Genomic DNA, 24,079 nt, shown 5'->3' on the forward strand with positions numbered 1-24,079 from the left:
AAATCCTGTGTCTCCACGATTAAGACACCTCCTCATCAAGAGAATCCGAAACCTGCTGCCGCTCATATTGCTCGCGGTACCAGCCGTCGGCTTGTAGCAGCTCGGCATGTGTTCCCTCTTCTATAATTCGTCCTTTGTCCAGTACGACGATATGGTCAGCATGCTCAACCGCAGATAAGCGGTGAGTCGCGATCAGCGTCGTTTTACCTGAACGCTCGCTGCGGATATTTTCAATAATACGTGCTTCTGTTCTAGCATCGACTGCGGATAATGCATCATCCAGAATCAGAATTTCCGGGTTAGAGATAAAGGCGCGTGCTAGAGAAACACGCTGCTTTTGTCCACCGGAGAGAGCAACCCCGCGCTCACCCACGACCGTGTCCAGACCTTCGGGGAAGGTATGCAGATCATTATCGAAGGCAGCGGTACGAATTGCTGTCATCACCTCTTCATCCGTAGCATCCGATTTACCAAAGCGAATATTGTTCCGTACACTACGCGAGAACAATATTTGCTCCTGGGGTACATATCCAAGCCAGCTATGTAGCTGATCCTTTGCAATATGCTGGATCGGTACGCTATTGATGCTCAGTGTGCCACTGCCTGCTGGGTACTCATGGAGTAATTGCTTGAGCAGCGTGGACTTACCACTACCGGTTCGACCGACAACACCCAGCGTTTCGCCTGCTTTGATGCGAAGTGAAACCTGCTGTAAATTATCCACTGTAGAAGTTGGATACCGGAACACCACATCTTTAAATTCAATGCGATCCGGGCGCTTCACCGGGAATGGCTCATCGATATCTTCCACATCCGGCTTCACCGCGAGTGTTTCATTAACACGATCCAGCGATGCATTACCACGCTGCATAATATTGATCAATTCGCCAATAGCGAACATTGGCCAGATCATCATGCCCAGATAGATGTTAAAGGACACCAGATTACCGAGTGTCAGTTCATTATTAAATACGAGATAGATTCCGTAGCCGAGACCGATAATGTAGCTCAGTCCAACGAACAATCGAATTGTTGGCTCGAACAATCCATCCACCATAGCTACCGCCAGATTTTTACGATATACATCATTCGTAATATGCTCGAATCGTTTCTCATCCTGACGCTCCTGTACATAAGCGCGAATAACACGCACACCAGCGATCGATTCCAGCACCTGGTCATTCATATCACCGAAAGCATCCTGTGCCAGTGTATAGCGCGAGTGAATGACTTTACCGTAAATTGCCATCGACAGGGCGATAAAGGGCAATGGTAAAATAGCAGCCAGCGTCAGCTTCCAGCTAATCAGAAAGCCCATCGCCATCAGGACGGTCAGCAGATAAACTGTGGAGTCGGTCAAGGTCAGCATTCCGAATCCAACCGTCTGTGCAACAGAGCGAAGATCGTTAGTCGCTCTTGCCATCAGATCCCCTGTACGACTACGCTCGAAAAATGGCGGTGTCATGCGTAGCAGATGCGCCATAAAACGTGTACGTAGCAGTCGTTCGACCAGATTGGAGCCACCAAACAGGCTATGCATCCAGACATAGGTGATCGCATAGATGAGTACCACCGTCAATACGATCGTTCCAGAGTAATAAAACAGCGATTGGTACGTAATCGTGCCTCCAGAAATCTGGTCAATCGCTTCTCCAAGCAGCTTGGGCGGAACGAGTTCGATCACGCCAACCACCGCCAGCATAATAATCCCGATCAAATACCTCTTTCGTTCCCGGCGAAAAAACCAGCCGAGATTTTTTAAAACAGCGAACATAGTATCACTACCTTTCCGGTGCAAATGTCATCTGCACCATGTTACCTCTCATTGCTTCGACATGCTGTTCCAAACTTGCTATTCTGGCATCCTTCCACATGCAGCAACCAAAAAAAGACACGTCGTGTGCATAAGCAGACGACGTGTCCTAATACTTGGACGTCATATGAGCGCACGGTTGTGGGCAACCGCGCGAATAATCTCCAGTGGATACTTGTAAGGTGTAGTCAGGCGTACCAATCACCTTGAAGAAGGATATCCATCTGCCGGGTTGCTCCATTGTTAAGTTGTCCCATCGAATCAAAATTCATATCGAAAGTCATATCAAGGTTATGTACGATCATCAGTGGACGCATGGAGTTCACCCTTTCTTCTTGGAATAGTGGCAGATGGCAATAATTTGAAAATTATCACTTGCCTGTGTCTGATTGTAGCACTGCGTTTTTTACGTTGTCAATCAAAAACTTGTCGATTTTGTAACAAATTTTAGATATCATGAATTCTATTTTTCCGTATGGAGTTAAAAAAGTTTACATAACGAACTTCATATACTGTAGTTATGTCAAGTGAAACTGCGGATAACGAAACGTAGTCACTTTCAGGCTGAATATACACTGACATGTCATGTTGCAACAATTAAGCTTGCATGAAGCTGTGACGAATATCTTGCAAGCATGATATAATAATTGCATGTTAAGGGTATAGGATACCAAGACCTTTACATGGGTACATTTCACAACCTATTGTATTACAGTTCTATGCATGAAATGAATTAAACTTAAAGAAAGGCGGGATCAATGATGTCCATTGCAGTTTCCGATGAAGCGGCACGCTGGTATAAAAAGGAGCTTGATCTGAAGGAGGGCGATGCGATTCGCTTTTACGCCCGCTACAGTAGTAATAGCGATATTCATCCGGGCTTTTCGCTCGGTATTTCGGTAGAGCAGCCAATCAGTCCGGCACTTCAGCAGCAGGCAGAAGGGATCCAGTTCTATATGGAATCTCAGGATATGTGGTATTTGAACGGCTATCGATTGAATGTAGAGTATATGGATCATGAGGATGACATCCGTTACGCCTACATTCCAGAATCATAAGCGATCGAACGTAAGCGAGCATGAAAGATAAGCTAGTATGAACGATAAGCAGGTAGCTAAACGATGAAGAGCGGTGTGCACATGAGGTGCATACCGCTTTTGTTTTGTGATTTTAATATAGGCATACAGATGCGGCGAGGATATGGGCATCGACCATCGTTTCTCATAAAAAGTCGCTATTAGGCTCCGACACGTGGATCTAATCGATCGCGTAGCTCATCCCCAATCAGATTAACGGCGAGGACAAAGCTAGTAATGGCTAACCCTGGAAATGTACATATCCACCATGCAACCGTCAAGTAGCCACGTCCCTGTGATAGCAGGGCTCCCCAATCAGGAATCTCACTCACCGTTCCCAGACCAAGAAAGCTCAGCCCGGCTCCGGTCAAAATGGAACTACCCAGACCGATCGTTGCCATTACTAGCACAGGAGATACGGCATTCGGTAAAATATGGCGACGAATGACATGCCAGTTAGAAGCACCAAGCGCACGTGCTGACTCAATATAACCTCGTGTGCGAAGCCCAACAATCCCACCACGCATGACTCGTGCATAGCCAGGGATGGAAGCAGCTGCAATCGCTAGCACAATATTAGGCAGACCAGGGCCTAATGCTGCGGCAATAGCAAGTGCGAGCAATACACCCGGAATCGTCATCAAAATATCCATCATGCGCATAATAATCGTATCTGTCCAACCCCCTGCATAGCCTGCCAGTGCGCCCAGTATACCACCAGCAAGTACGCCAGCAAGAACAGAGCTGAAGCCGATTAATAGTGAGACTCTTGTACCATAGATAACCAGACTTAATATATCGCGACCAAAATAGTCCGTTCCGAGCCAGTTGGCAGTTCCAGGCGGCTGCAAAATACGATCTGTCATCATGGCGGTAGGCGAATAGGGCGCAATCCATTGTGGAACTAACGCAAATACGATCAGTAACGCAACGAGTGCCGAGGCAAGTCCAGCCAACAGCAGGCTGAACCATTGCTGTCGCTTTTGCTTTTTCCAGCCCTGACTTTCGGCTTGTAGAGCATGATTTGCAGCATCTCGCCGATTCACGGTAGCTATACCGAATAGAGCTTTCATCTGCAATCCTCCTATTGTGGATACGATTGGTCGTATATCGGTCTATAGTTGAACTTATGCTGCTAATAAGACATTCGCTATATCATTCAAGTAGAGCGGCGGATGCGCGGATCGATATAGGCATACGATAGATCCACAATCAGATTAATCAACACATATACAATCGCTGTGAAAAAGACGACACCCTGCACAACTGGAATATCCCGTCCCATAATCGCATCGGCAAGAATACGCCCGATGCCCTGTCTGGAAAAGACCGTCTCAATAACGACTGTACCTGCCAGCATTTCACCAAGCTGCATCCCGACAACTGTAACGACTGGAATTAATGCGTTGCGTAACGCATGGCGATACATGATCACCCGTTCACTAATGCCTTTAGCACGAAGGGTTGTAATAAATGGTTCATGAATCACTTCCAGCATGCTCGTTCGCACCATCCGAATAATAAAGCCAGCACCCACGATACCGAGTGCAATGGAGGGAAGTACGAGTGTCTGCCAGCCATCTGAGCCCATTGCTGGAAACCAGCCGAGCTGAATAGAGAAGATGAGGATCAACAGAATGCCTGACCAGAAGGTTGGCATCGAAATACCGAACAATCCGATGATGCGAGCCAGAACGTCAATCCACCCATTACGATGTACAGCGGACAGCACACCGAGTATAACTCCAATAACTGCGGCGATCAGCGTGCTCGTTAGCGTAAGCATGAGTGTTGCGGGAAAATGAGCTAGAATTTTAGGCAATACAGGCTCTGAATTCAGCATCGATACGCCAAAATCGCCACGTAATATACCACTCAGATAGTGCCAGAATTGAATGTAAAAGGGTTGATCCAGCCCTAGCTGTACCCGCAAATTTTGAATCATTTCCGCGGTAGCATACGTTGGATCAATCATGGACAACACCGGATCGCCCGGCAGTAGATAAAAGATAGCAAATACGAGTATCAATGATCCCAGCACGACCAGTAAGGACGAGATGATACGGATTCCTGCCAGACGAAGCATAGTCATCCTCCTGTTCCTGTTAATGTCACATCATTGAAGACCGGATATCCCAGATAGTTAAAGTGTAGACCGTGCACACTTTTGGAAGCGACCACGGTATACGGGAAAATATACACCGGAATAATGAGCGCTTGGTCGCTAATCCGCTCCTGAATTTGACGATAGATCTGTTCGCGTTTGCTAGAATCTTTGGTCACAGCGCCTTCCTCCAGCCATGTATCAAGCTGCGGATCAGAGTAGCCTGTCAGCGTTTCGCGTGCACCAGCAGCCGGCGTGTGATAGAAGGAAGATAATGCATTGGGATCGGCATTCACCTGACTATTTCCATACAGATCATATGCCTTATTTTGAAAGACGACGGTAGCGATATCTTTCGTAATATTCACCTGTACCTCGATACCGACAGCTTTTAATTGCTGCTGTACCATAGCGGCAATATCATTGCGCTTTTCACGATTAGGTGAGCTATCAACATATCGTAGTACTAGCCGTTTGCCATCCTTCACCCGAATGCCATCTGCACCGCGTGTCCAGCCCAATTCATCCAGTAGCTGATTGGCTCGCTCTACATTGGGCTGGATTTTATTTTCCAGTGATGCATCATAGCCTAGAATACTCGGAGTGAGGGCAGACCAGGCTTGTTTGTAGGTTCCGAGATACAGCGTTTTGACAATGGCGCCGACATCGATAGCGGATTGCAGTGCCTGCCGTGCTTTTAACTCGTTCCACGGAGCATTGCGTTGATTAATAAAAAGCGTATAAGGTAAGCCCGGTGTATCGGTTTGCAGCAATTGCTGGTCTGGACTGTTTTGCAGTCCGAGTATATTTTGCGGAGGGACGGTTTCAGCGGCTAGCACCTGTTTACTCTGTACACTGCCAACACGCGTAGCTTCCTCTGGAATAATGGAAAATGTAATTCCATCCAGTTGAGGTGCCTTCGTATTGTCCACTGTTTCGGGTCCCCATGCATAGTGATCATTACGCTTCAGCTTGATACTGGCATTGTCTTCCCAGCTCACAAATTCAAATGGGCCTGTGCCGACAGGATGCTGTCCAAACTGCTCGCCGTATTTTTTGGCTGCGGTAGGAGAGATGATGCCCAGCATCGACTGGCTTAGATTGGCAAGGAATGCCTCCGATGGACGCGACAGATTAACTTTGATCGTATATTCGTCAATCACATTGGATGATTGATAGGGTTGTATGAGCGCGAGTGCATTCGCTGCCTTGGTTGCTGGATTGATAATGCGATCCAGATTGAATTTGACAGCTTCTGCATTGAATGGGGTGCCATCATGGAAGGTGACGTCTTTGCGCAGCTTGAATGTATAGCTCAATCCATCTGTGGAGGTTGTCCAGCTTTTTGCCAGCCAGGGCTTGATTTTGCCGTCTTGATCCTGGACAACCAGATTGTCATAAATATTGCCAAATACACGTACTGATACAGCCCAGCCACTGCGCTGGGGATCAAGCGTATCTGGCGTGGTCGCCAGCGCATAGGTGAGCGTACCGCCGGTTCCACCATTCGCAGCCTGTACAGATTCGGTACCAGTGCCTGCACTGGAGCCACAACCGGATAAAATCAATACAATTGCAAGCAAGCTGATCCACAGGCTGCTGCGGGTATAATATGGAACTCTTTTAGGCACGGAATGACGCATCGGATTCATCCTTTCGTTGACCAGAGATAGAGGATAACGCTCTTCGGGCAAACTGCACATGCAGGCGTGTGCCCAGCAGCAATACATTTTCATCAATATCAAAGCGTGGATGATGAAGTGGATAAACCTCCTGTTGCTCCGGTGCACGACAGCCAATAAAAGCAAAGGCTCCGGGGCGCTGCTGCGTATACAGAGCAAAGTCTTCACCTGCCAGCACGGGCTCTAATGGCTGAATACCGCTTAAACCGAATACTTCTGCTGCCGCTGCCTTCACTTGCTCTACGACAATCGGGTCATTACGCAGCACGGTGCCTGTGCGCTGTACAATCTCGGCGGTTCCACCATGCTGCGCGGCAATCTGTTCCGCATAAAGCTGGATAGCGGATGTGATACGTTCTACCGTTTGTGGATGCAAGGAGCGGAAGGTGCCGGTCAGCTCACTTTTGCCAGCAATAGCATTTTTTACAGTGCCAGCGTGCAATGTGCCAAATGACAGTACGTTTGCTTCCAGCGGATCAATCTGAGTTGCCATAAACAGCTTGATATCGTTAATAAAGCGTGCCGCCATCATAATACTGTCTGAAGCCAGATGGGGCGTGCTATGATGACCGGGTGTACCATGAAAGGTAATGGTAAAATGACTCGACGCTGCCATCGCCACATCGTTATGAATACCGAGCTGTCCGGTTTCCAATTGCGGCCATACATGCAGTGCAAACACCTGATCAACATGCTCTAATAGGCCGTCCTCGATCAGATCGCGACCACCGCTAATCAATCGTCCATCGAGTGGTGAAGGCTGCGCGCCTTCTTCTGCTGGTTGAAAAGCAAAAATGATCGTTCCATAAAGCTGCTCGCGTTCCGCTGCCAGTACCCTGGCGGCGCCAAGCAGCATCGCTGTATGCGCATCATGACCACAGGCATGCATGATTCCTTCGCGAGTCGATGCATAAGCGGCTGTATTTTGCTCATGAATAGGCAGTGCATCCACATCGGCACGCAGCAGAACAACAGGCCCTGGCTGTGATCCGCGTAAAATACCGATCACCCCTTTATGAAAATGACGTCCTACCTGCTCATGCAATTCGATATCCCATTTGCGTAATAAGCCAGCAATTAAACTCATCGTTTGATCAACGTCAAACATCAATTCCGGATAACGATGCAGGTGACGACGAATGCGCGACAGATCACTTTCCAGCGTATCCGTCCATGCATGTGTCGCAAACGATAAATGATCTAGCATAAGCTTCCCCTCAGATCTGAATTATTCATTTAATTCCTATCGAATAAATATGAATTATGCCATTAAATGTATGATGTACATGCAGTAGCGTCAATGCGTTTACTAATAGATAAGATCGATTTGCTTATAAAATATATCAATAGCATAAGCGCAGACGCTGATTATTGATTGGTATATAGCGATCAGAACAGGGGTGATGGACCGGCGTCTACCGATCAGAACCCAGCAAAAAGTAGTATACCTGTCGTAGCCATACGTGAATTTATCTAGCATTAAGCTTATCGTTACATAGCGTTCATACAGCATGGGTAAGATGACGTCATGCTTAGCTGCTCCAGTAGATGAAGTAGTAAGGCAATATAGGTTATACAGGGAAGGAATGAGAGACAGATGAGTACATTAACAGGAATGATTGTCTTTTTATGGCTACTGGTCAGTGTGGTGTTTGCAACAGCGGCTATTTATTTTACCCGTCAGCATGTGCTAAGAGGACGGTACGCAGTGCTCTGGCTATCGACAAGCTTCTTCATGTTAGGTGCCTCGATGCTGAGCATGTACGGAATTAGTGGGAATATGTAATCGGATGCTTCATGTAGAAGGATGGCAGAAGATGAGAATAGCACAGTATATATTATGTGTAATCTGTACAACAAAAAAAGCCTCCAAAAGGACGATGCCGTGTACATCAGGCACGCTTTTGGAAGCTTTTTTCGGTTATACTGTCCGGCGATTATACAGGCGAAGTACCTTCTAAGGCATAGGAGAAATCTTCGATATCGAATACCTGCACAGGCACCTTCGCTTCGATCATACGCTGAATTAACTCGAACTGATCGGTTAGCATTGGCGCTTCCTTTTTCAGTGAAGATAGAATCAATTCGGTTTCGATCGGGTCAAATGACTCGCCGTAATACGCATTATCCAGCGCATTGACGACGGATATTTGCACGTTGTCGCTAAATACAATACCAGAGCTTTGCGCCCATGGCATCTGTAGACAACGCTGAATTTTCTTTTTATTGAGCGGCTCTTCTAAGTAACGGATCAGCTCTTGAACCCGGTTGCGTACCTCACGATCCTCAAGTGGACTATTCATGAGGGGTTCATCACTTTCCGCAAATTCATATAACTCCATAATCGTTGTATATGGAACGATATAATTGACCGGTTTATCCGGGTTTAGAAGCTGCCCATAAATTGCGATCATGACCGCTTCAATGACAAATGTCTGGGACATGGACAAATCCTCCTGGAAATGCATACGTGTACACATCGTTGTTAGCCTGATCATTTAGAAAAACGGTCAAAGCTGTACTGGCAGTATACCATATTCGATCCGTCGCAATAAATGCAAACTTTTAAAAAATCGAAGTACGGCTGTAGCGAGCAGGAAGTACAAGGAGAGCTACAGCCTGATCATGCGTATAACGCCAGTTGACTTACTTCATCTGAACACCTCGCTAGTATACACGGAATTAAGATTTACCGATGAACAGAGATAGCAGTCCAGCCGCGATCAATGGCCCAACTGGAACTCCTTTGAAAAAGGCGACACCAATCAGCGTTCCGATCAGTAATCCTGCTACCAGCGTCGGCTGATTCGTCATCAAAATCGTACCGCGTCCACCCAGATAAGCGACAAATAAACCAATGCCTACAGCGATGAGCGATTTCCAGCTAAGAAAGGAGGAAAGGATCGTATCGATGGAAATTTTACCACTAGCCAGCGGCGTCATCACACCAATTGTCAAAATTACAATACCAATCGTTAAGCCATACTTTTCCAGCCACGGGAAAGCCTGATGCCAGCCAAGCGCACGCATAAGCAGCAGCACGAGCATCGCAATTGTGACCGTTGTATTTTTACCTACGATACCGAGTCCTGCCATTACAAGCAGGATCAGCGAAGGCATATCAATGGCAGCCATGTATTCATTACTCCTTTGTTCTGAGATTATTTTGCTGGGATTGGATGCAAGCTACAATCATTAGCATAGGGTTCTTGTTTTAAGTATGGCCAAAAACCAAGCAACATGATCGTGCATAGAAGTGAACGAGTATATCCATAAAGAATCGTATGACAAATTGAAAATGTCCGCCGGAATCCAGCGGACGTATGTTGAGATAGAAACAGTAATAAGAAGTAATGTTGTTTAGAGAGTAACTCATGCACATAAGGAACTACAACTATACATATAAGCTGATACAGCTATACATACACAAGTAGCTACAGTTATACACACACAGGCAGCTACAGCTATATAAAAGTAGCTACAGCTAGCTGTACATACGTATAAACCGAAGACCCACACACTCACACACATACGTATAAGCCGAAGCTCTAGACATAATAGTAATAGCAAACCGGACGAAAAGGATAGAAACGAAAGGGATCAAAAATAGCCTCCGTTTCTCAAGCTCGTCCTGTATTCTGAACCTTATTCAGCCAATGTTTTCGGTGATAAACTATCTACAATATGACGAGCGATCAAGGCGCCATGACGACGTCCTGTTTCAATAAATACTTCGTTTGCATTGCGACCGGAAGCAATAACACCAGCGACATACAGACCAGCGATATTCGTTTCCATCGTATCCGGGTCAAAGCGCGGCTTGTCCATATCATCGCTCATCGTCACACCCATCGATGTGATCAGCTTGCGATCCGGTCGGAAGCCAGTCATCGCCAGTACGAAGTCATTATCCAGCCTGTCGATCGAGCCATCGGTATTGCGAGTAACGTGTACCTCAGATTCGGTAATATGGGTCACGCGCGAATTCAGATGCAGCGCGATTTTGCCCTTCATGACCAGACCTTCAAAGATCGGACGTACCCATGATTTGATATTGGCAGACAGATCACTACCGCGATAGACCATATCGACCTTCGCGCCTACACGTACAATTTCCAGTGCGGCATCTACCGCTGAGTTACTACCGCCGATGATAGCTACACGCATACCTGTATAGGGATGTGCCTCACGGAAATAATGCGTCACTTTATCCAGATCCTCACCCGGAATTCCCAGATAGTTCGGATGGTCAAAATATCCCGTCGCAATGATCACGCGGCGTGCTTGATACGTATGCTGCTCGCGCTGACGATTTACCGTGTGCAGGGAGAAGCTGCCATCGTCGTGCTTTTCAATACCGGTTGCTTCAGTATACGGCTGCACATTTAGTTCATAATGCTGTGCAGCACGGCGATAATAGGCTAACGCCTCATGACGAAAAGGCTTTTCATTGGGCGTTGGAAAAGGCAGATCACCAATTTCCAGTAGCTCGGCTGTGCTAAAAAATTGCATATTCGTCGGGTACAGATAAATCGAGTGCACCACATTATATTTTTCAATCAAAAGAGTATTCAGGCCCAGACGCTCACATTCAATCGCGGCAGACAAGCCACAAGGTCCGGCACCGACAATAATAACATCTTGCATACAGGGTAAATCTCCTTTCCGTATCCGTATATCATTTCTATAAACTCGCTGCTCTCCATCATACCATATTTACCAAAAAACCGCAGTCGTTATACCCATCTGTGTACGCTGACAGCCATCTCACGATACACTTCATACATTATGAAGTCAGATAAGCTTCGTATACAACGGCATAACCGCGATTATGTAGGATAGAGCATAATATATAGCTACAGCGCATGGATGTAAGTACATCGAACCAGGAAGAGAGAAGGGGAGGTTGCCCGGATCGAATCGGAGCATATACCTAAGTATGTTGTTGCAGCTAGCTAAAATGAATCAAATTGGCGTGAAATCGCATAAATTTGTAAAAATATGCATCAATCTTTGTAAAAGGCGGTATAATAATAGTAAGCATAAACAAAAGTTAGTCGCTTTCGTCGGATGGGTTTGTAACCGTTTTCTGCACTCGTTATTTATGAAACGATGTGCTAGAGAGGAGAGACAATTATGTCTATTCTGGAACGATTCAAAAGCAAAGGTAAAAAGGCTCTTAACCGCTTGCCGTCTGTTCACGTAACACTGGATGAATTACGGAGCGCCGTACTGCGCTTTGAACGTGATATGAGCAATGGGATTAACCGCACTGTACTGATGCAGGAGGATGGAAGTATAGATCTGGGTCGTTTGAGTCGTTATCTGGGAGGCTCGTCTGATCAGAAGTTTTACCTGTCCCGCGAAACATTTGAGCTGTTTGACGAAAGCGAGCGTCATATTCCGTATCATCTGGATCGTGTGCAGTGGGCGGTCGATGATTATGTGAATGAAAACGGACATTTGCCAGTGTTAAGCGATTCGCCTTATTTGGAGGTCGATTGCCGCAAGCTGTATCAGCAGCGCTATCTACATGAGATTCCTGACTTTCCCGTATATGTGACCGATCAGGAGATGATGGTTACTCACCGTGAGCCTGCTATTTTACCGAAGCAGAAGGAAGAACAGGATCGCTCATATGTGCTGTTGTAGGCTGAATTGGCTTGGCTTAGCAACGTATGAATGTAATATATTTTTATAGAGAATAGAATGGTATCGAGTAGGTTGGCATGACCATGATACCGAGTAAGATCAGATGCTGAGCTTCATGATGGGTGCTAGCTAACGTGTGGTCGTGAATGAGAATAGGTTTGGAAATGTATTGTATAGTTGAAGTGATCAGGGTCTGTAGCGGTGTATTCTCATCGGTGCAGGCTTTTTTGTGCTGTTTGTGCGTGTAGTAGGCTCCTGCATACCGTATAGGATGTATACAGCAGGCGATTGCCATCTGGCTTGCCCTTTTGTAGAATAAACGGGACGTAGTAGGACAGTAATAACGATAGATCAAGGATAGACAGGGGAGAACGATGAGATGACAGAACAGTTACCGGTTGAAGCACTGGAAAAGACGGCAGAGAATCTCCAGCAGGGAAGGACGACGGAGGTTGCAGCAAATGATACACCGATTAAGGCGGTCATTTTCGATCTGGACAATACACTGATGGATCGGGATCATGCGTTTCGCGCTTTTTCAGAGCGACTCGTTCGGGATTATCTTGGACATGTGGATGAAACACTGGCGCGAGATATTATCGGCTACCTTCGTATTACAGATGCAGATGGCTATCGGGATAAACGGGGCTTTTTTGAAGAATTGACAGAGCGCTTACCATGGGCAGAGAAGCCTGAAGTGGATGAGCTATTTGCTTATGACAATGAGCATTATATGCTGGAAGCGCGTCTGATGAAGCATGCACGTGAAGCGATTGCTGCTTGCAGAGAACAGGGATTTCGTCTGGGAATATTAACAAATGGGACATATGATATTCAGTACGGCAAGGTACGTCATCTGGAGCTTGAAGGGGATTTTGACGTTATTCTGACCTCGGGAGAAGCGGGGATCAAGAAGCCTGATGCGCGCATCTATGAGATGATATTAGAGCGACTGGGCACAAGCGGAGCTGAAACGGTATTCGTCGGTGATCATCCGGTAAACGATATCTGGGGTGCCGCTCAATCGGGTATGCGTGGTATTTTTCTGCGCCGCAGCTTTGCATGGGATGATGAGTTAGGAATGAAGCCGTGGCGTACGATTGATGATCTGGATGAGCTGGAAGCGATTTGGGATATGAATAAGTAAAAGCTGGAAGAGTGTTCACTTGTCATCATGTGAAGGCTCTTCTTTTTTATAAAATGACTAGTCTGTTTTAATAAAAACAAACCTAGAAAAGGGTCTCATTAAAAGGTGTATATGACAAGTATGCAACATCATAGCGATCAGATGAAAAAAGGACTGAATTCCTGGCATGGCTGGGAACTCCGTCCTTTTTTATTTTTACGTATAGCTCTCTATGCAATTGTAAATTCGGCGTAAATGATTGCCAGTACCTGATAGACGAATAAATGAGATGTCTAGCCCGATTTTGGCAGTTTATGAAGCTGTCTTTATCGGGCTATATCTGTTCATGATATAGGGTATCTAATGCAATGGAAGCGTTATACAAGTGATCTATGTGTATAACATTTGCTGATCTCCACTGTGAGTAGAGACAGAAATTTCCTTTACACAAAAATAAACTGGGGCGCATGTGGAGCTAATAAACGATCTATATACTCGGAGTTGCAAACAATTGAGACGTCTAGACAACTTCACGGAACAGGTGACGAGGAATTCAGGTAGGAAGGATGGAGTCATGGGCTGGTATGTACGCTCGCTCGGTGCGAGGAAGGTTATGGAATTTGTTGTGCTGGTTGTGTTCGTTATCTTTTTTCTGGGGCCATTGTTGAATTTGTTACTGCTCGCGGTATCAGGCAAATGGCAATATCCAGCGGCATTACCACAGAGCTGGTCGCTGGAATGGTGGCAATTTGTTTTAACACAGGATGATGTACTGGAGTCAATCTCGCTTTCGTTTCTGATTGCTGCTGTAGTCACGATCTGCTCGATTATCGTCTGTATTCCAGCTGCATATGCTTTTGCACGGATTGCATTTCCGTTTAGTCGCTGGTTTTTGTTTTCCTTCTTGCTCACTCATGCCTTTCCGAAGATGGGCTTGTATGTATCGATTGCCGTCTTGTTTTATAAGTTTGGCTTGATGAATACCTTTGTGGGCATCGTGCTCATTCACATGGTCAATACATTGATGTATATGACCTGGATTCCATCCTCTGCTTTTCGGAGTGTACATCGGGCACAGGAGGAGTCAGCGCGTGATGCAGGTGCAGGGCCACTACGTGTATTTTGGAAAATTACACTACCGATGGCATTCCCCGGCATTATGGTTGCATCGATCTTCACATTTCTTGCTTCGCTGGACGAGGCGCAGGGAACACTGCTGGTAAGTATCCCTGATTTTAAAACGATGCCAATCATTATGTATTCGATTATCGCCGATTATCCGAGCACGACAGGCGCTGTATTTTCTGTCATTTTAACATTGCCTACCATTATTCTGCTGCTTGCTGCACGTCGATTTGTTAGTGCGGATGTGCTAGCAGGAGGCTTTCAAGTGAAATAACGGTGCGGATGAAGAATAGTCTTTATTCCATTCGCAGCTTGTATGTAGTACGCGCTTGATATTTATTGGCTAATTGCTTCACCTGTATGTACTAATCACTTTATCTTCATTTCCTGATACAGATGGAGTAAGACTTTATAGAAAAGCAGGAGGATATTCGATGACAGAACCTCAGCTATCGATTCGACAATTGAGTAAACGATTCAAAACAGGCGATGGTGTTAGTGATATTACACTGGATGTGCAGCCTGGCGAAATGGTCACGCTGCTGGGACCATCTGGCTGTGGAAAGACGACGGTGCTGCGCTCGATCGGTGGCTTTTTGGAACCGGATAGCGGGGATATTCTGATTCGCGGTCAGAGCGTATTAAAGCTACCACCGGAGAAAAGACCGACCGCGATGGTGTTCCAGAGCTATAACCTATGGCCGCATATGACGGTGTATGACAATCTTGCATTCGGGCTACATATTCGCAAGCATAAAAAAGCACATATTCAGCGTGCGGTTACAGATGCATTGGAGCTCGTACAGCTAGCGCCCGCAGCACGCAAGTACCCATCCGAGCTATCCGGTGGACAGCAGCAGCGTGTGGCTCTAGCGCGTGCCTTACTACTTGAGCCCGATGTATTGCTTCTGGATGAGCCGTTCTCTGCACTGGATGCCAAGCTACGGATGGAGATGCGTGAAGAACTGCGAGATATTCAGATGCGTACAGGCATGACGATGGTGTTCGTAACCCATGATCAGGAGGAAGCCTTATCGATCTCCGATCGGATTGTCGTGATGCACGCTGGACAGATCGAGCAGCTATCTACACCGCAGGATATTTATGATCGTCCAAGCTCTTTATTTGTCGCGAGCTTTATCGGTCGAATCAACCTGCTACCAGCAGTTAGTGATGGTACACGTATTCGTCTACAGTCGCTGGAATTAGAGCCGCAACCCGGACAGGCGCTCTTGCCTGGAGCATGCACGATTGCTGTTCGACCGGAGGATGTGTATCTAACAGATGAGCAGCATAGTCTGGCAGGCACGATTCGGCAGGTGATGGTGCTCGGTCATTATGCAGAAGTATCAGTCGTCTGCGATGAGCAGATCATTAAAATGTTCGTGCCACGCGAGCAGGCAGTTCATTTGCTAAACGGGCAAGCGATTCGGATCGGACTGCGTAAATTTACAGCCTTTCCCGAACAGACAGCAGGCATAACGGTTAGTCATACAGCAGCATCTCAAGCAGCAGCAACTGTATGAGTATGCCGATCCTATAACGGCTATACATGGATCATACCAGAAAGCTGAGGTGATAATAACAACGGTTCAGCGCGACCCGGTATTAGAAAGGCGATGTGCTGGATACGTTGCACGAGCATAATAGGATGTCGGAATAGAACAGAATGGTCTTTTTTGAGGGCAAGGTCGTTATCATTCGTCTACATTAAAAAAGTTAATCTTCATTTCCTATCGTCATTTCCCATATTCGAGGAGGAACCAACGTGTTCACAAAAGCAAAATGGAGTTCACTGTTCATGATTGTAATCAGTATCGCCCTGCTGGCAGGCTGTAGCGGCAAATCAGGCTCAGAGGCAGCAAGTGCCAGCAGTACAGGCACAACCGAGATTTCGCTGTATACCGGTGGCTCACTGAACGTCAAGGAGCTATGGGAAACGCTCATTCCTGAATTTGAAAAAGCGAACCCGACGATCAAGGTGAAGCTGGTGTACCTGCCATCCGGTACAGGCGGTCAGTCTGCGGTAGATCGTCTGCTGGCAGCAAAGCAGAGCGGACAGCAAAGTGTAGATGTGGATCTGTATGAAGGCAGTCTGGATGATATGACACGCGGCAACAGTCAGGGGATCTGGGCGAAGCTGGATAGCTCGGCCATTCCGAATCTGTCCAATGTAGACAGCAATGCACTCAAGCAAGCGAATGATATGGCTGTTCCCTATCGTGCTTCTTCAGTCGTTCTTGCTTATGATAGCTCACGTGTCAGCACGCCGCCAAAAACAGCGGATGAGCTGTACGATTGGATTCGTCAGCACCCAGGTCGCTTTGCTTATAATGATCCAGCGACAGGTGGCTCCGGTAGCTCATTTGTGAACACGGCGATCTATAATTTCCTGCCAGCAGATGCGATGAACAGCAGTGATCCATCGATGGCGCAAAAATGGGATAAAGGCTTCAATCTGCTCAAAGAGCTCGGCCCGTACATGTATCAAAAAGGCGTATATCCTAAGAAAAATCAGGGTACACTCGATCTGCTGGCAAGCGGCGAGGTGGATATGATTCCAGCATGGTCGGATATGGCGCTGGAGCAATTGAATAAGCAGCTGTTGCCATCAACCGTGAAGCTGGCGCAGATCGATCCTCCATTTACAGGTGGCCCTTCGTATCTGCTGATGCCAGAAATGTCGACGAAAAAGGAAGCTGCCGAGAAGCTGCTGAACTATGTATTGACCCCAGAAGCGCAGACGATCATCGTCAACAAAATGTATGGCTATCCAGGGATCAAATGGGATTTGATGCCAAAAGAGCTGCAAAATCAGTTTGCCAGTGTGTCCAGCGGATATCGTCAATTTAACAGCGGCGATCTGCAAAAAGAAATCAATCAACGCTGGCAGAGCGAAGTAGCGGGGCAATAACGGATGAGTCATTCGGTAAAGAGAGGGATGCTGGGGCTTGCCCTGGTCATCCCCTCCTTTCTCATTTTGTTCGTTGTCGTCATTTTGCCGATTCTGTATGCTGTACAGGAAAGTCTGATTGATCAAAATAGTGGTGAGTTCGGACTCGGTAACTATATTCGTATGTTTACAGAGCCAGCGATGCGCACCAATATTATATACACGTTAAATGTGACACTGGTCTCGACAGTGATTGCTCTACTCGTTAGCTATGCGCTTGCTGTTTATTTGCGATTTGGCAAAGGCTGGATGGCGCGCTGGATTAATCGTTTGTATTTTATACCGATGTTTGTGCCGGGTGTTATTGCTACATATGGGCTGATCACGCTCTATAGCAATCATGGCTGGATGGCTAGATTGCTGCTGCTGATCGGGATCGATACTTTTCCGAAGATTATTTATAGCTACAGCGGTCTATTGCTAGCCAATCTGTGGTTTAATATTCCGTTCGCTACGATGCTGCTCAGCTCAGCGCTGGCTGCTGTGCCAAACTCCGTAGTCGAAAGTGCGCGCGATGCAGGAGCGAGTAGCTTGCAATTATTTTTTCGCTTTATTTTGCCGCTATCCTACAAGACGATGTGGGTGGCGCTCACCTTTATTTTTATGGGCATTATCGGTAGCTTTACGGCGCCGTTTTTAATCGGAGCGAATTCGCCGCAGGTGCTTGGAGTAGCGATGCAGCAGGTATTTTCGAATTATCAGGAGACGCATACAGCAAGCGCAATGGCTGTATTTATGTTTTTGCTATGCTCGGTGATGGGATACTTTTACATTCGTACGATGGGACAGGATCTGGATAAGCAGTCCTAAGTGATATCGCGGTAGGCTGCTCGTATCAGGACAAGGAGTGAATGGACGATGGATCAAGCTAACGAGGCGGCATCTGCAATGGAGAAGGCAGGACATGATGAGCAGCATTATGAGCTGAATGTGCAGTCGGTTACCGATGCAGCAGATACAATGCAGCATGGACGGAGCATGACGGATGCGATAGTGGACAGTGAACAGTCGATGAGTATCCATTTTCAACTGGAGCAGCCAGGGTATGCGGTGCTTGGACTGGAAGCCGCAGGAGATAGTAACTGGCAGGAGAAGGGACGGGAATCCGTCGTGCTGCGGTTATATCTAAATGGTGAATACCAGCAGGATGTCATTTTATTTTATGGCGAGCAGACGCTGGATTATAGCAGGCTACTCGGCTGCTTGCCTGCTGGAGCCCATACCGTCACACTAGAGCTACAGCGTGATATGACACCGACTGGAGCTACACGCGCTGTTGTACGAAGAGCAGGTGTATACCATATTGGCAAGGAGGAGCCGCTAGCGATAGCGTATCGGCATACTCCTGTCATTTATGGACGTCAGCTGACTCATCCGTATGAGAGTACATTTACCGATACGCCCTTGCTACTCATGTATTCGATCGAACAGCAAGAGGATCGCATGACGATTGAATATCATATGGTGTTTAGCCATGAGGATGAAGGAACGCCATCCGGTCTGCTTATGAGTAAATGGGGGCGTACGACAGATATCGAATGGATGCATCGGGTAGAACTAGATCGCGATGGCAAGGTTTTACGTCATACGTATCAAGGGCCGCATCATGTGGAAACGGCATTTGCTGGCTTGACTGATTGCGGTGGTCATCCGGTGCTTCAGGCGGCTACGGCAAATGGCAATTTTACCGATCAGCCGCTTTCGGATTATCGTTACATGCTGCCGCCACTGCTGCAATGGGATCGTACCTGCGAGCCGCGTGAGCGTGTGATGGCATTATATCCATTCATCCATCAGGTGAGCAATTGGGAAATGAATCGTCAGTATGAGCTAGAGCAGCCCGTCGATCGTCATTCCTGGAAGCTTGCCGATCAGCGGCATTATCTATTCATCCATGGGCTGAAGCAGTGGCCTGAGTCCCTTCGTAGCCAGTCGCAGGACACCCCTATCGATGAAGTGACTGGTGAGAATATGTCCTTACTCCGTCAGACACCAATCGATTACCAGCTTCGTTTAAAAGGGGAGCAGGAATGGCTTTCGTCCAGTTATTGTGATATGCGAATTGGAGCATTTCGTGCGGCGTATGAAGGGCCTTATCCGGGCTTTGCCACAACGATCAAAACAGATCAACAGTTAACTTTAGACGATATCGCTGCCATTCGGGCTGTATTATTGCCTGGCGGACTGGATGAGGTCGAGCTTGGTCATATGTATGCCTATACGCTAGATGAACAGTATCGTCCAGTTGCTGGCATTCGTGCTGAATCGTTTGTTCGTTTAACAAAGGATACACCGGAAGCGCTGATATGGACATGTGGGGAATCGGATAGGTAAGTAAGGAAAGGAGCTAGAGCGGAGATGAATGTATTATATGAAGCTTCCGGAACGGTTAATCCCAAGAGTACGCAAAGCCATATTGCTTACCGCTTTATGCTGCATGAGCCCGTGCAAAGCCTGAATATTGAATTTAGCTATGAGCCAAAGCTACTAGAGGATGAACAGCTAACTGAGCAGCTTATTACCCGGGCAATGAAGCAGTATGGCTATGAGCAGCAAAGAGCAGAAGACTGGCGTAAATATGCGCCGCTGCAAAATCTATTGACCCTTTCGCTTGATGATCCGTATCGTCATCGGGGACAGGCACATCGTATGGATCGGGTGCAGCAGCATCGGTTAACCGAGCATGAAGCATCGCCTGGTTTCTGGCCTGGTAGCAATCCTGCTGGATTATGGACAGTCACGATCAGTCTGCATGCGGTCGTTACCGAGCAGTGTCATTATAAGCTACGAATTACGGAAGGGGGCTCGTTATAATGCTGCGATGGACACCTGCCGAATTACATACCCATACCTTCCATAGCGATGGTTCACAATCCCTGCAAGAGCTAGCACAGGCAGCAAAACAGGCGGGCATTGATGTTATCGCTTTAACGGACCATAATACGCAATCCGGACTTATGGATCGCGATGGGATCGAAGCTAGCACAGGGCTTCGTATTATTGCAGGAATGGAATGGACGACCTTTTACGGACATATGGTGACGATCGGTTTACAGCAATATGTGGACTGGAGACAGGTGGGGCAAGGCGATATCGAAAAAGGAATCCATCTGGTGCATGAAGCAGGCGGTATTGCTGGGATTGCGCATCCGTTCCGCATTGGTAGCCCGATTTGTACAGGCTGTTACTGGGAGTACCCGATTCACGATTGGAGTCAGGTAGACTATATCGAGGTATGGTCAACGCTGATGCCATTTATGAAGCAGGATAGTCAGCGTGCCTTTGCACTATGGACAGAATTGTTGAATGAAGGACATCGTCTGGCAGCGACCAGTGGTCGAGATTGGCATCGTACATTACCAGATGATGCACCCGCAGCGATCACGTATATTGGATTGAATCCTATAGGGGAGCAGAAGTTGGAAGAAGTAGAGCAGAAGCTGGATCGAGATCAAAATGCTGCTACCGAGCAAAGGATGCATGAGCAGCCACAGACGAATACTCCTTCTTCAATAGATCCTTCAGAATGGGTAGCGGCTCACGATCAGGCTGAACAACATGCTTCCATTCATCGTTCGGATGACCATTCGTATATTGAAGCAATACGAAGTGGAAGACTGAGCGTCACGATGGGGCCTTTACTTGATCTGTACGCTGTTGTTCATCACTATGAGGCGACAAACAAGCATGAGGTCACCGAAGGTATCTATTCCCACTCATTGCTACCGGAATCTGATCATAGCGCATGTTCCATCTACCAAATTGGAGACGTTATCCATACTGGACATCAGCAGCTCCAGCTTCATATTCAGCTTGATCGGAAGATACGACATTCGCATTATGAGCTGCCCTCGCAAAAGCTGCGTCTGGTGATGATGAGCGATCAAGGCATTCTGGCAGAGACGAAGCTTGATTCGGAGGAACCGTGGCAGGAATGGATAATAGCAGTTCCAGCACCTACAAAATGGCTTCGTGCCGAGCTGTATGGTTATTTTCACGAAGTATGTGGCATGCTGGCATTTACGAATGCGATCTATATCGATGGAATGAATACGGAATAAATGTTCACGAGTTCAGTCTCCGCTTCATGCGGATTGAGCGATATTTGTAGCAATAGATGACTACGTGTAGGAAAGGATGACGTCGAGTTCATGTCGGTTAAACAACAATATATCAAAGCAGAGATTGAGCGCTGGATTCAGCAAGAGGAAATGGACGCAGGCGACCGTCTTCCTTCTGAATCGGAGCTAGCAGGTCAATTCAACGTATGTCGCACAACCGTACGTGGAGCGATTCGATTGTTAAAAAATGAAGGCAAGCTGTTCGTTAAGCATGGAAGTGGTACTTATATCACACGCACGATGCAAACGATCCCAAGCTCGCTCGATCGGTTGTATAGCATCGGTGATATGATCGTATCCGCTGGTCTGGTTGAGGAGCAGCGACTGGAATATATCCGTAAGCTTGAAGCACCCGCAGAGGTCGCTTTTCATCTAGAGCTGGATAAGCAGGATTCCGTCATTATGATGGAGCGTAGCCGAATGGCGAATGGAGAGCCTGTTGCTCATTCTATTAACTACATTCCGGCGAGCTTTGCAGGAGATACGCTGGATGAACAGCATTTTAAAGGCTCACTCTTTCAGCATCTGGAGCGTGAATCAGGAATTCGAATCGTGAGTGCAGATTCCCAAATTATCGTACCCGCACCGGGAGATCCGCATTGCCGTAAGCTTGCTGTGCATCCTGAGGCAACCGTGCTGCTTATGAAGCAGACGCATTATGATGAAATGAACCGTCGTGTGCTCTATTCACTCGATTATGTGCGTAGTGATATTTTCACATTCTGGATTCGGCGTTTGCGTTGATGGGCTGTTGATTCGTGAACATACGACCCAGATCTATAATGAACCGGGCAAGATGGTCATGCTGAACGCGTATAATGGCAAAACCGATATTGTCTTCTGCTTTTCTGCGGACCAAGAGATTCCATATGATTGTCGAAACGAGCAGCAGCGGGCAATCACGATCCAGCATGTGAATAGCATGGGCTGGCGCGTGCCGGAACTCTTGGAAGAGGTGAAGCAAACGTCATCCTTTTACTTTGATAAACTCTGCCAGATGAAAATGCCGTCATGGACGAAGGGCAGAGTGGCGTTAGTCGACGATGCAGGCTATTGCGCTTCTCCGGCTGCGGGTATGGGCGGCTCGCTGGCAATCGGCGGAGCAGCGGCTCTGGCAGATGCTTTGGAGAAGAGTGATGGGGATGTGACGCTTGCTTTTCAGGCATATGATGAGAGCTTCCGTCCGTTTATCGAAGACGTGCAGGCACAGGCGGCGATGATGGTGAATTTTCTGATTCTACAGACTGAAGAAGCGATTCGTGCAAGGTATGATCAATAAAGGAAATTTTTATAACAATTATTAAAACGCAAAAAGACTGCAGTTTTAAACTGCAGTCTTTTCTTACCATTTTAAACTGTTGCTACAAGATAATAAACAAAACCAGAAATAAGAATTAGAGTCAAAAGTGAAGAAATAATAATTTTCTGGGAACTTTTTTTCTTCTGAACAGCATCACTTTGTTTATACTCTCCTACCGCTCTCGCAATGATTACTATAAGAAGCGCAAATACTAAAACAGGAAGAACATATATAACAAAGTTATTATAAGTCCACATAAGTTCACCCCCTACTCACAAAAAAATTATTGAGGAGTAATATTGAAAGCCAATGCCCAAGTCATTTCTAAATAAATACCTGTACTATTTGCATTGTTAGCAGAGACACGTGAAGCCAGTAGCCCAAAGTAAGCTGCTGTGATTCCTGGAGGAACGGCAGGAAGAGCTCCAAAGTAAGCAGCAATTACAGCAATGCCCCCACTAGTTGCCGATACACCAGTAAGATCAGCAGAAAACTTATTGGCTTCGCAACTATTCATATAACGACTATAACCCCACCAGTATTGTTGGACAGCGGTACTTTTTCCAGCGCAAGTTGCTGTGACCGATTTATTAAGATTGGAAGTAAGAGGCGCTGAATTTTTAGGAGTTATACTTAAATCAGAATGTGCTTCCAACTCGCCCGATTCAATTTGTTTATTTAATGTATTAAAATAGTTTTTCTGTCCATCTAGCAACTCTATATCTACTCCATTTTCTTGTGCTTTGGAATAATCTAGTTCAAAAAGCCCGTTATCATTTACAGATACGTAAGGTTCCAAAGCTAATACATCTTGTTTTGTAAATTCTTTATCTTTCATATCGCTGGCGAAGGTCTGAGGACAAGTTACGATAAAGAGTATTAAAGCTAACAAAAAGCTAACAATTCTTTTCATATTTCCTCCTAAGTATGTTTATTTACTAGCTATAAATTACTAATAAAACTACCATTAAGCCTCCTTAATTTATATTTTCAGTACACTTTTAGTCTAACAAAAGGACGTAATCGATAAAGCTTTTCGACAAAAAAATTTTTTTTTTAGTTAAATTGAGACTTTTATCCTTTATTATAATTAAAGTGAAAACTAATTAATTAGTATACAAGATTTA

General features: G+C 46.5%; 23 protein-coding genes. 13 read left to right on the plus strand and 10 right to left on the minus strand.

All coding sequences use genetic code 11. The annotated features are described in order from the left end of the window. Window positions 1-19: 19 nt before the first annotated feature. On the minus strand, window positions 20-1,774 hold the full coding sequence (locus IEX62_RS17055) for an ABC transporter ATP-binding protein (protein WP_188776735.1): 1,755 nt from the start codon (window positions 1,772-1,774) through the stop codon (window positions 20-22). Between the two features lie 800 nt (window positions 1,775-2,574). Here IEX62_RS17055 and IEX62_RS17060 point away from each other — a divergent pair. Then, the gene (locus tag IEX62_RS17060) at window positions 2,575-2,871 is read left to right on the plus strand and encodes a HesB/YadR/YfhF family protein (protein ID WP_188776820.1); all 297 of its coding nucleotides are present in this window, start codon (window positions 2,575-2,577) and stop codon (window positions 2,869-2,871) included. Between the two features lie 179 nt (window positions 2,872-3,050). Here the strand turns inward: IEX62_RS17060 and IEX62_RS17065 are convergent, their stop codons facing one another. The 4 genes from IEX62_RS17065 to IEX62_RS17080 form a co-directional block, all read right to left on the minus strand. After that, window positions 3,051-3,962, minus strand: coding sequence for an ABC transporter permease (locus IEX62_RS17065; RefSeq protein ID WP_188776736.1), 912 nt, complete (start codon window positions 3,960-3,962; stop codon window positions 3,051-3,053). Between the two features lie 86 nt (window positions 3,963-4,048). Next, complete coding sequence (locus tag IEX62_RS17070) at window positions 4,049-4,975, minus strand: ABC transporter permease (RefSeq protein ID WP_188776737.1); 927 nt, start codon at window positions 4,973-4,975, stop codon at window positions 4,049-4,051. A 2-nt stretch (window positions 4,976-4,977) separates the two neighbouring features. Continuing rightward, a complete protein-coding gene (locus IEX62_RS17075) occupies window positions 4,978-6,636 on the minus strand; it encodes an ABC transporter substrate-binding protein (RefSeq protein ID WP_188776738.1) in 1,659 nt (552 codons plus the stop codon). Then, window positions 6,617-7,882: a M20 metallopeptidase family protein gene (locus IEX62_RS17080; RefSeq protein WP_188776739.1), complete on the minus strand. Its 1,266-nt coding sequence runs from the start codon at window positions 7,880-7,882 to the stop codon at window positions 6,617-6,619. Before IEX62_RS17080 ends, IEX62_RS17075 begins: the two co-directional genes overlap by 20 nt. Before the next feature lie 390 nt (window positions 7,883-8,272). On the opposite strand from IEX62_RS17080, the gene IEX62_RS17085 reads away from it, so the two are divergent. Then, complete coding sequence (locus IEX62_RS17085) at window positions 8,273-8,461, plus strand: hypothetical protein (RefSeq protein ID WP_188776740.1); 189 nt, start codon at window positions 8,273-8,275, stop codon at window positions 8,459-8,461. A 151-nt stretch (window positions 8,462-8,612) separates the two neighbouring features. Here the strand turns inward: IEX62_RS17085 and IEX62_RS17090 are convergent, their stop codons facing one another. The 3 genes from IEX62_RS17090 to IEX62_RS17100 all read right to left on the minus strand — a co-directional run bounded on the left by IEX62_RS17090 (window position 8,613) and on the right by IEX62_RS17100 (window position 11,322). Then, window positions 8,613-9,119 carry an ADP-heptose synthase gene (locus IEX62_RS17090; protein WP_188776741.1) on the minus strand — a complete coding sequence of 169 codons (507 nt, stop codon included), beginning with the start codon at window positions 9,117-9,119 and terminating at the stop codon, window positions 8,613-8,615. 238 nt (window positions 9,120-9,357) lie between these two features. Continuing rightward, window positions 9,358-9,801: a DUF441 domain-containing protein gene (locus IEX62_RS17095; protein ID WP_188776821.1), complete on the minus strand. Its 444-nt coding sequence runs from the start codon at window positions 9,799-9,801 to the stop codon at window positions 9,358-9,360. Between the two features lie 519 nt (window positions 9,802-10,320). Continuing rightward, entirely contained in the window at window positions 10,321-11,322 is a 1,002-nt protein-coding gene (locus IEX62_RS17100; RefSeq protein WP_188776742.1) for a YpdA family putative bacillithiol disulfide reductase, read from the minus strand. A gap of 489 nt (window positions 11,323-11,811) precedes the next feature. Here IEX62_RS17100 and IEX62_RS17105 point away from each other — a divergent pair, with 489 nt between their 5' ends. The 11 genes from IEX62_RS17105 (at window position 11,812) to IEX62_RS17155 (ending at window position 22,931) form a co-directional block, all read left to right on the plus strand. Further along, entirely contained in the window at window positions 11,812-12,327 is a 516-nt protein-coding gene (locus IEX62_RS17105; protein WP_188776743.1) for a DUF3939 domain-containing protein, read from the plus strand. A gap of 379 nt (window positions 12,328-12,706) precedes the next feature. Then, window positions 12,707-13,474 carry an HAD family hydrolase gene (locus IEX62_RS17110; protein WP_188776744.1) on the plus strand — a complete coding sequence of 256 codons (768 nt, stop codon included), beginning with the start codon at window positions 12,707-12,709 and terminating at the stop codon, window positions 13,472-13,474. A gap of 553 nt (window positions 13,475-14,027) precedes the next feature. Continuing rightward, complete coding sequence (locus tag IEX62_RS17115) at window positions 14,028-14,852, plus strand: ABC transporter permease (protein ID WP_188776745.1); 825 nt, start codon at window positions 14,028-14,030, stop codon at window positions 14,850-14,852. Between the two features lie 160 nt (window positions 14,853-15,012). Continuing rightward, window positions 15,013-16,104: an ABC transporter ATP-binding protein gene (locus IEX62_RS17120; protein ID WP_188776746.1), complete on the plus strand. Its 1,092-nt coding sequence runs from the start codon at window positions 15,013-15,015 to the stop codon at window positions 16,102-16,104. A 242-nt stretch (window positions 16,105-16,346) separates the two neighbouring features. After that, the gene (locus IEX62_RS17125) at window positions 16,347-17,492 is read left to right on the plus strand and encodes an extracellular solute-binding protein (RefSeq protein WP_373289151.1); all 1,146 of its coding nucleotides are present in this window, start codon (window positions 16,347-16,349) and stop codon (window positions 17,490-17,492) included. A 3-nt stretch (window positions 17,493-17,495) separates the two neighbouring features. Then, the gene (locus IEX62_RS17130) at window positions 17,496-18,341 is read left to right on the plus strand and encodes an ABC transporter permease (protein WP_188776747.1); all 846 of its coding nucleotides are present in this window, start codon (window positions 17,496-17,498) and stop codon (window positions 18,339-18,341) included. A 48-nt stretch (window positions 18,342-18,389) separates the two neighbouring features. Further along, a complete protein-coding gene (locus IEX62_RS17135) occupies window positions 18,390-19,865 on the plus strand; it encodes a hypothetical protein (RefSeq protein ID WP_188776748.1) in 1,476 nt (491 codons plus the stop codon). A gap of 24 nt (window positions 19,866-19,889) precedes the next feature. Further along, the gene (locus IEX62_RS17140) at window positions 19,890-20,345 is read left to right on the plus strand and encodes a hypothetical protein (protein ID WP_188776749.1); all 456 of its coding nucleotides are present in this window, start codon (window positions 19,890-19,892) and stop codon (window positions 20,343-20,345) included. Beyond that, window positions 20,345-21,592, plus strand: coding sequence for a CehA/McbA family metallohydrolase (locus tag IEX62_RS17145; RefSeq protein WP_188776750.1), 1,248 nt, complete (start codon window positions 20,345-20,347; stop codon window positions 21,590-21,592). Before IEX62_RS17140 ends, IEX62_RS17145 begins: the two co-directional genes overlap by 1 nt. A gap of 90 nt (window positions 21,593-21,682) precedes the next feature. Next, the gene (locus tag IEX62_RS17150) at window positions 21,683-22,396 is read left to right on the plus strand and encodes a GntR family transcriptional regulator (protein WP_188776751.1); all 714 of its coding nucleotides are present in this window, start codon (window positions 21,683-21,685) and stop codon (window positions 22,394-22,396) included. Between the two features lie 7 nt (window positions 22,397-22,403). Then, a complete protein-coding gene (locus IEX62_RS17155) occupies window positions 22,404-22,931 on the plus strand; it encodes an FAD-dependent monooxygenase (RefSeq protein WP_229685873.1) in 528 nt (175 codons plus the stop codon). A gap of 71 nt (window positions 22,932-23,002) precedes the next feature. Here the strand turns inward: IEX62_RS17155 and IEX62_RS17160 are convergent, their stop codons facing one another. After that, a complete protein-coding gene (locus IEX62_RS17160) occupies window positions 23,003-23,209 on the minus strand; it encodes a hypothetical protein (protein WP_188776753.1) in 207 nt (68 codons plus the stop codon). A gap of 26 nt (window positions 23,210-23,235) precedes the next feature. Further along, the gene (locus IEX62_RS17165) at window positions 23,236-23,865 is read right to left on the minus strand and encodes a hypothetical protein (protein WP_188776754.1); all 630 of its coding nucleotides are present in this window, start codon (window positions 23,863-23,865) and stop codon (window positions 23,236-23,238) included. Between the last annotated feature and the right edge of the window lie 214 nt (window positions 23,866-24,079).

It is taken from the genome of Paenibacillus hunanensis, from assembly GCF_014645615.1.
In the GTDB taxonomy this organism is placed as follows: Bacteria; Bacillota; Bacilli; order Paenibacillales; family Paenibacillaceae; genus Saccharibacillus; species Saccharibacillus hunanensis.

What these genes read in the sequence shown, in the direction of transcription:
- IEX62_RS17055 (WP_188776735.1), bottom strand. Translation starts at nt 1,774, where the DNA reads ATGTTCGCTGTTTTAAAAAATCTCGGCTGGTTTTTTCGCCGGGAACGA.
- IEX62_RS17060 (WP_188776820.1), top strand. Translation starts at nt 2,575, where the DNA reads ATGTCCATTGCAGTTTCCGATGAAGCGGCACGCTGGTATAAAAAGGAG.
- IEX62_RS17065 (WP_188776736.1), bottom strand. Translation starts at nt 3,962, where the DNA reads ATGAAAGCTCTATTCGGTATAGCTACCGTGAATCGGCGAGATGCTGCA.
- IEX62_RS17070 (WP_188776737.1), bottom strand. Translation starts at nt 4,975, where the DNA reads ATGCTTCGTCTGGCAGGAATCCGTATCATCTCGTCCTTACTGGTCGTG.
- IEX62_RS17075 (WP_188776738.1), bottom strand. Translation starts at nt 6,636, where the DNA reads ATGCGTCATTCCGTGCCTAAAAGAGTTCCATATTATACCCGCAGCAGC.
- IEX62_RS17080 (WP_188776739.1), bottom strand. Translation starts at nt 7,882, where the DNA reads ATGCTAGATCATTTATCGTTTGCGACACATGCATGGACGGATACGCTG.
- IEX62_RS17085 (WP_188776740.1), top strand. Translation starts at nt 8,273, where the DNA reads ATGAGTACATTAACAGGAATGATTGTCTTTTTATGGCTACTGGTCAGT.
- IEX62_RS17090 (WP_188776741.1), bottom strand. Translation starts at nt 9,119, where the DNA reads ATGTCCCAGACATTTGTCATTGAAGCGGTCATGATCGCAATTTATGGG.
- IEX62_RS17100 (WP_188776742.1), bottom strand. Translation starts at nt 11,322, where the DNA reads ATGCAAGATGTTATTATTGTCGGTGCCGGACCTTGTGGCTTGTCTGCC.
- IEX62_RS17105 (WP_188776743.1), top strand. Translation starts at nt 11,812, where the DNA reads ATGTCTATTCTGGAACGATTCAAAAGCAAAGGTAAAAAGGCTCTTAAC.
- IEX62_RS17110 (WP_188776744.1), top strand. Translation starts at nt 12,707, where the DNA reads ATGACAGAACAGTTACCGGTTGAAGCACTGGAAAAGACGGCAGAGAAT.
- IEX62_RS17115 (WP_188776745.1), top strand. Translation starts at nt 14,028, where the DNA reads ATGGGCTGGTATGTACGCTCGCTCGGTGCGAGGAAGGTTATGGAATTT.
- IEX62_RS17120 (WP_188776746.1), top strand. Translation starts at nt 15,013, where the DNA reads ATGACAGAACCTCAGCTATCGATTCGACAATTGAGTAAACGATTCAAA.
- IEX62_RS17130 (WP_188776747.1), top strand. Translation starts at nt 17,496, where the DNA reads ATGAGTCATTCGGTAAAGAGAGGGATGCTGGGGCTTGCCCTGGTCATC.
- IEX62_RS17135 (WP_188776748.1), top strand. Translation starts at nt 18,390, where the DNA reads ATGGATCAAGCTAACGAGGCGGCATCTGCAATGGAGAAGGCAGGACAT.
- IEX62_RS17140 (WP_188776749.1), top strand. Translation starts at nt 19,890, where the DNA reads ATGAATGTATTATATGAAGCTTCCGGAACGGTTAATCCCAAGAGTACG.
- IEX62_RS17145 (WP_188776750.1), top strand. Translation starts at nt 20,345, where the DNA reads ATGCTGCGATGGACACCTGCCGAATTACATACCCATACCTTCCATAGC.
- IEX62_RS17150 (WP_188776751.1), top strand. Translation starts at nt 21,683, where the DNA reads ATGTCGGTTAAACAACAATATATCAAAGCAGAGATTGAGCGCTGGATT.
- IEX62_RS17160 (WP_188776753.1), bottom strand. Translation starts at nt 23,209, where the DNA reads ATGTGGACTTATAATAACTTTGTTATATATGTTCTTCCTGTTTTAGTA.
- IEX62_RS17165 (WP_188776754.1), bottom strand. Translation starts at nt 23,865, where the DNA reads ATGAAAAGAATTGTTAGCTTTTTGTTAGCTTTAATACTCTTTATCGTA.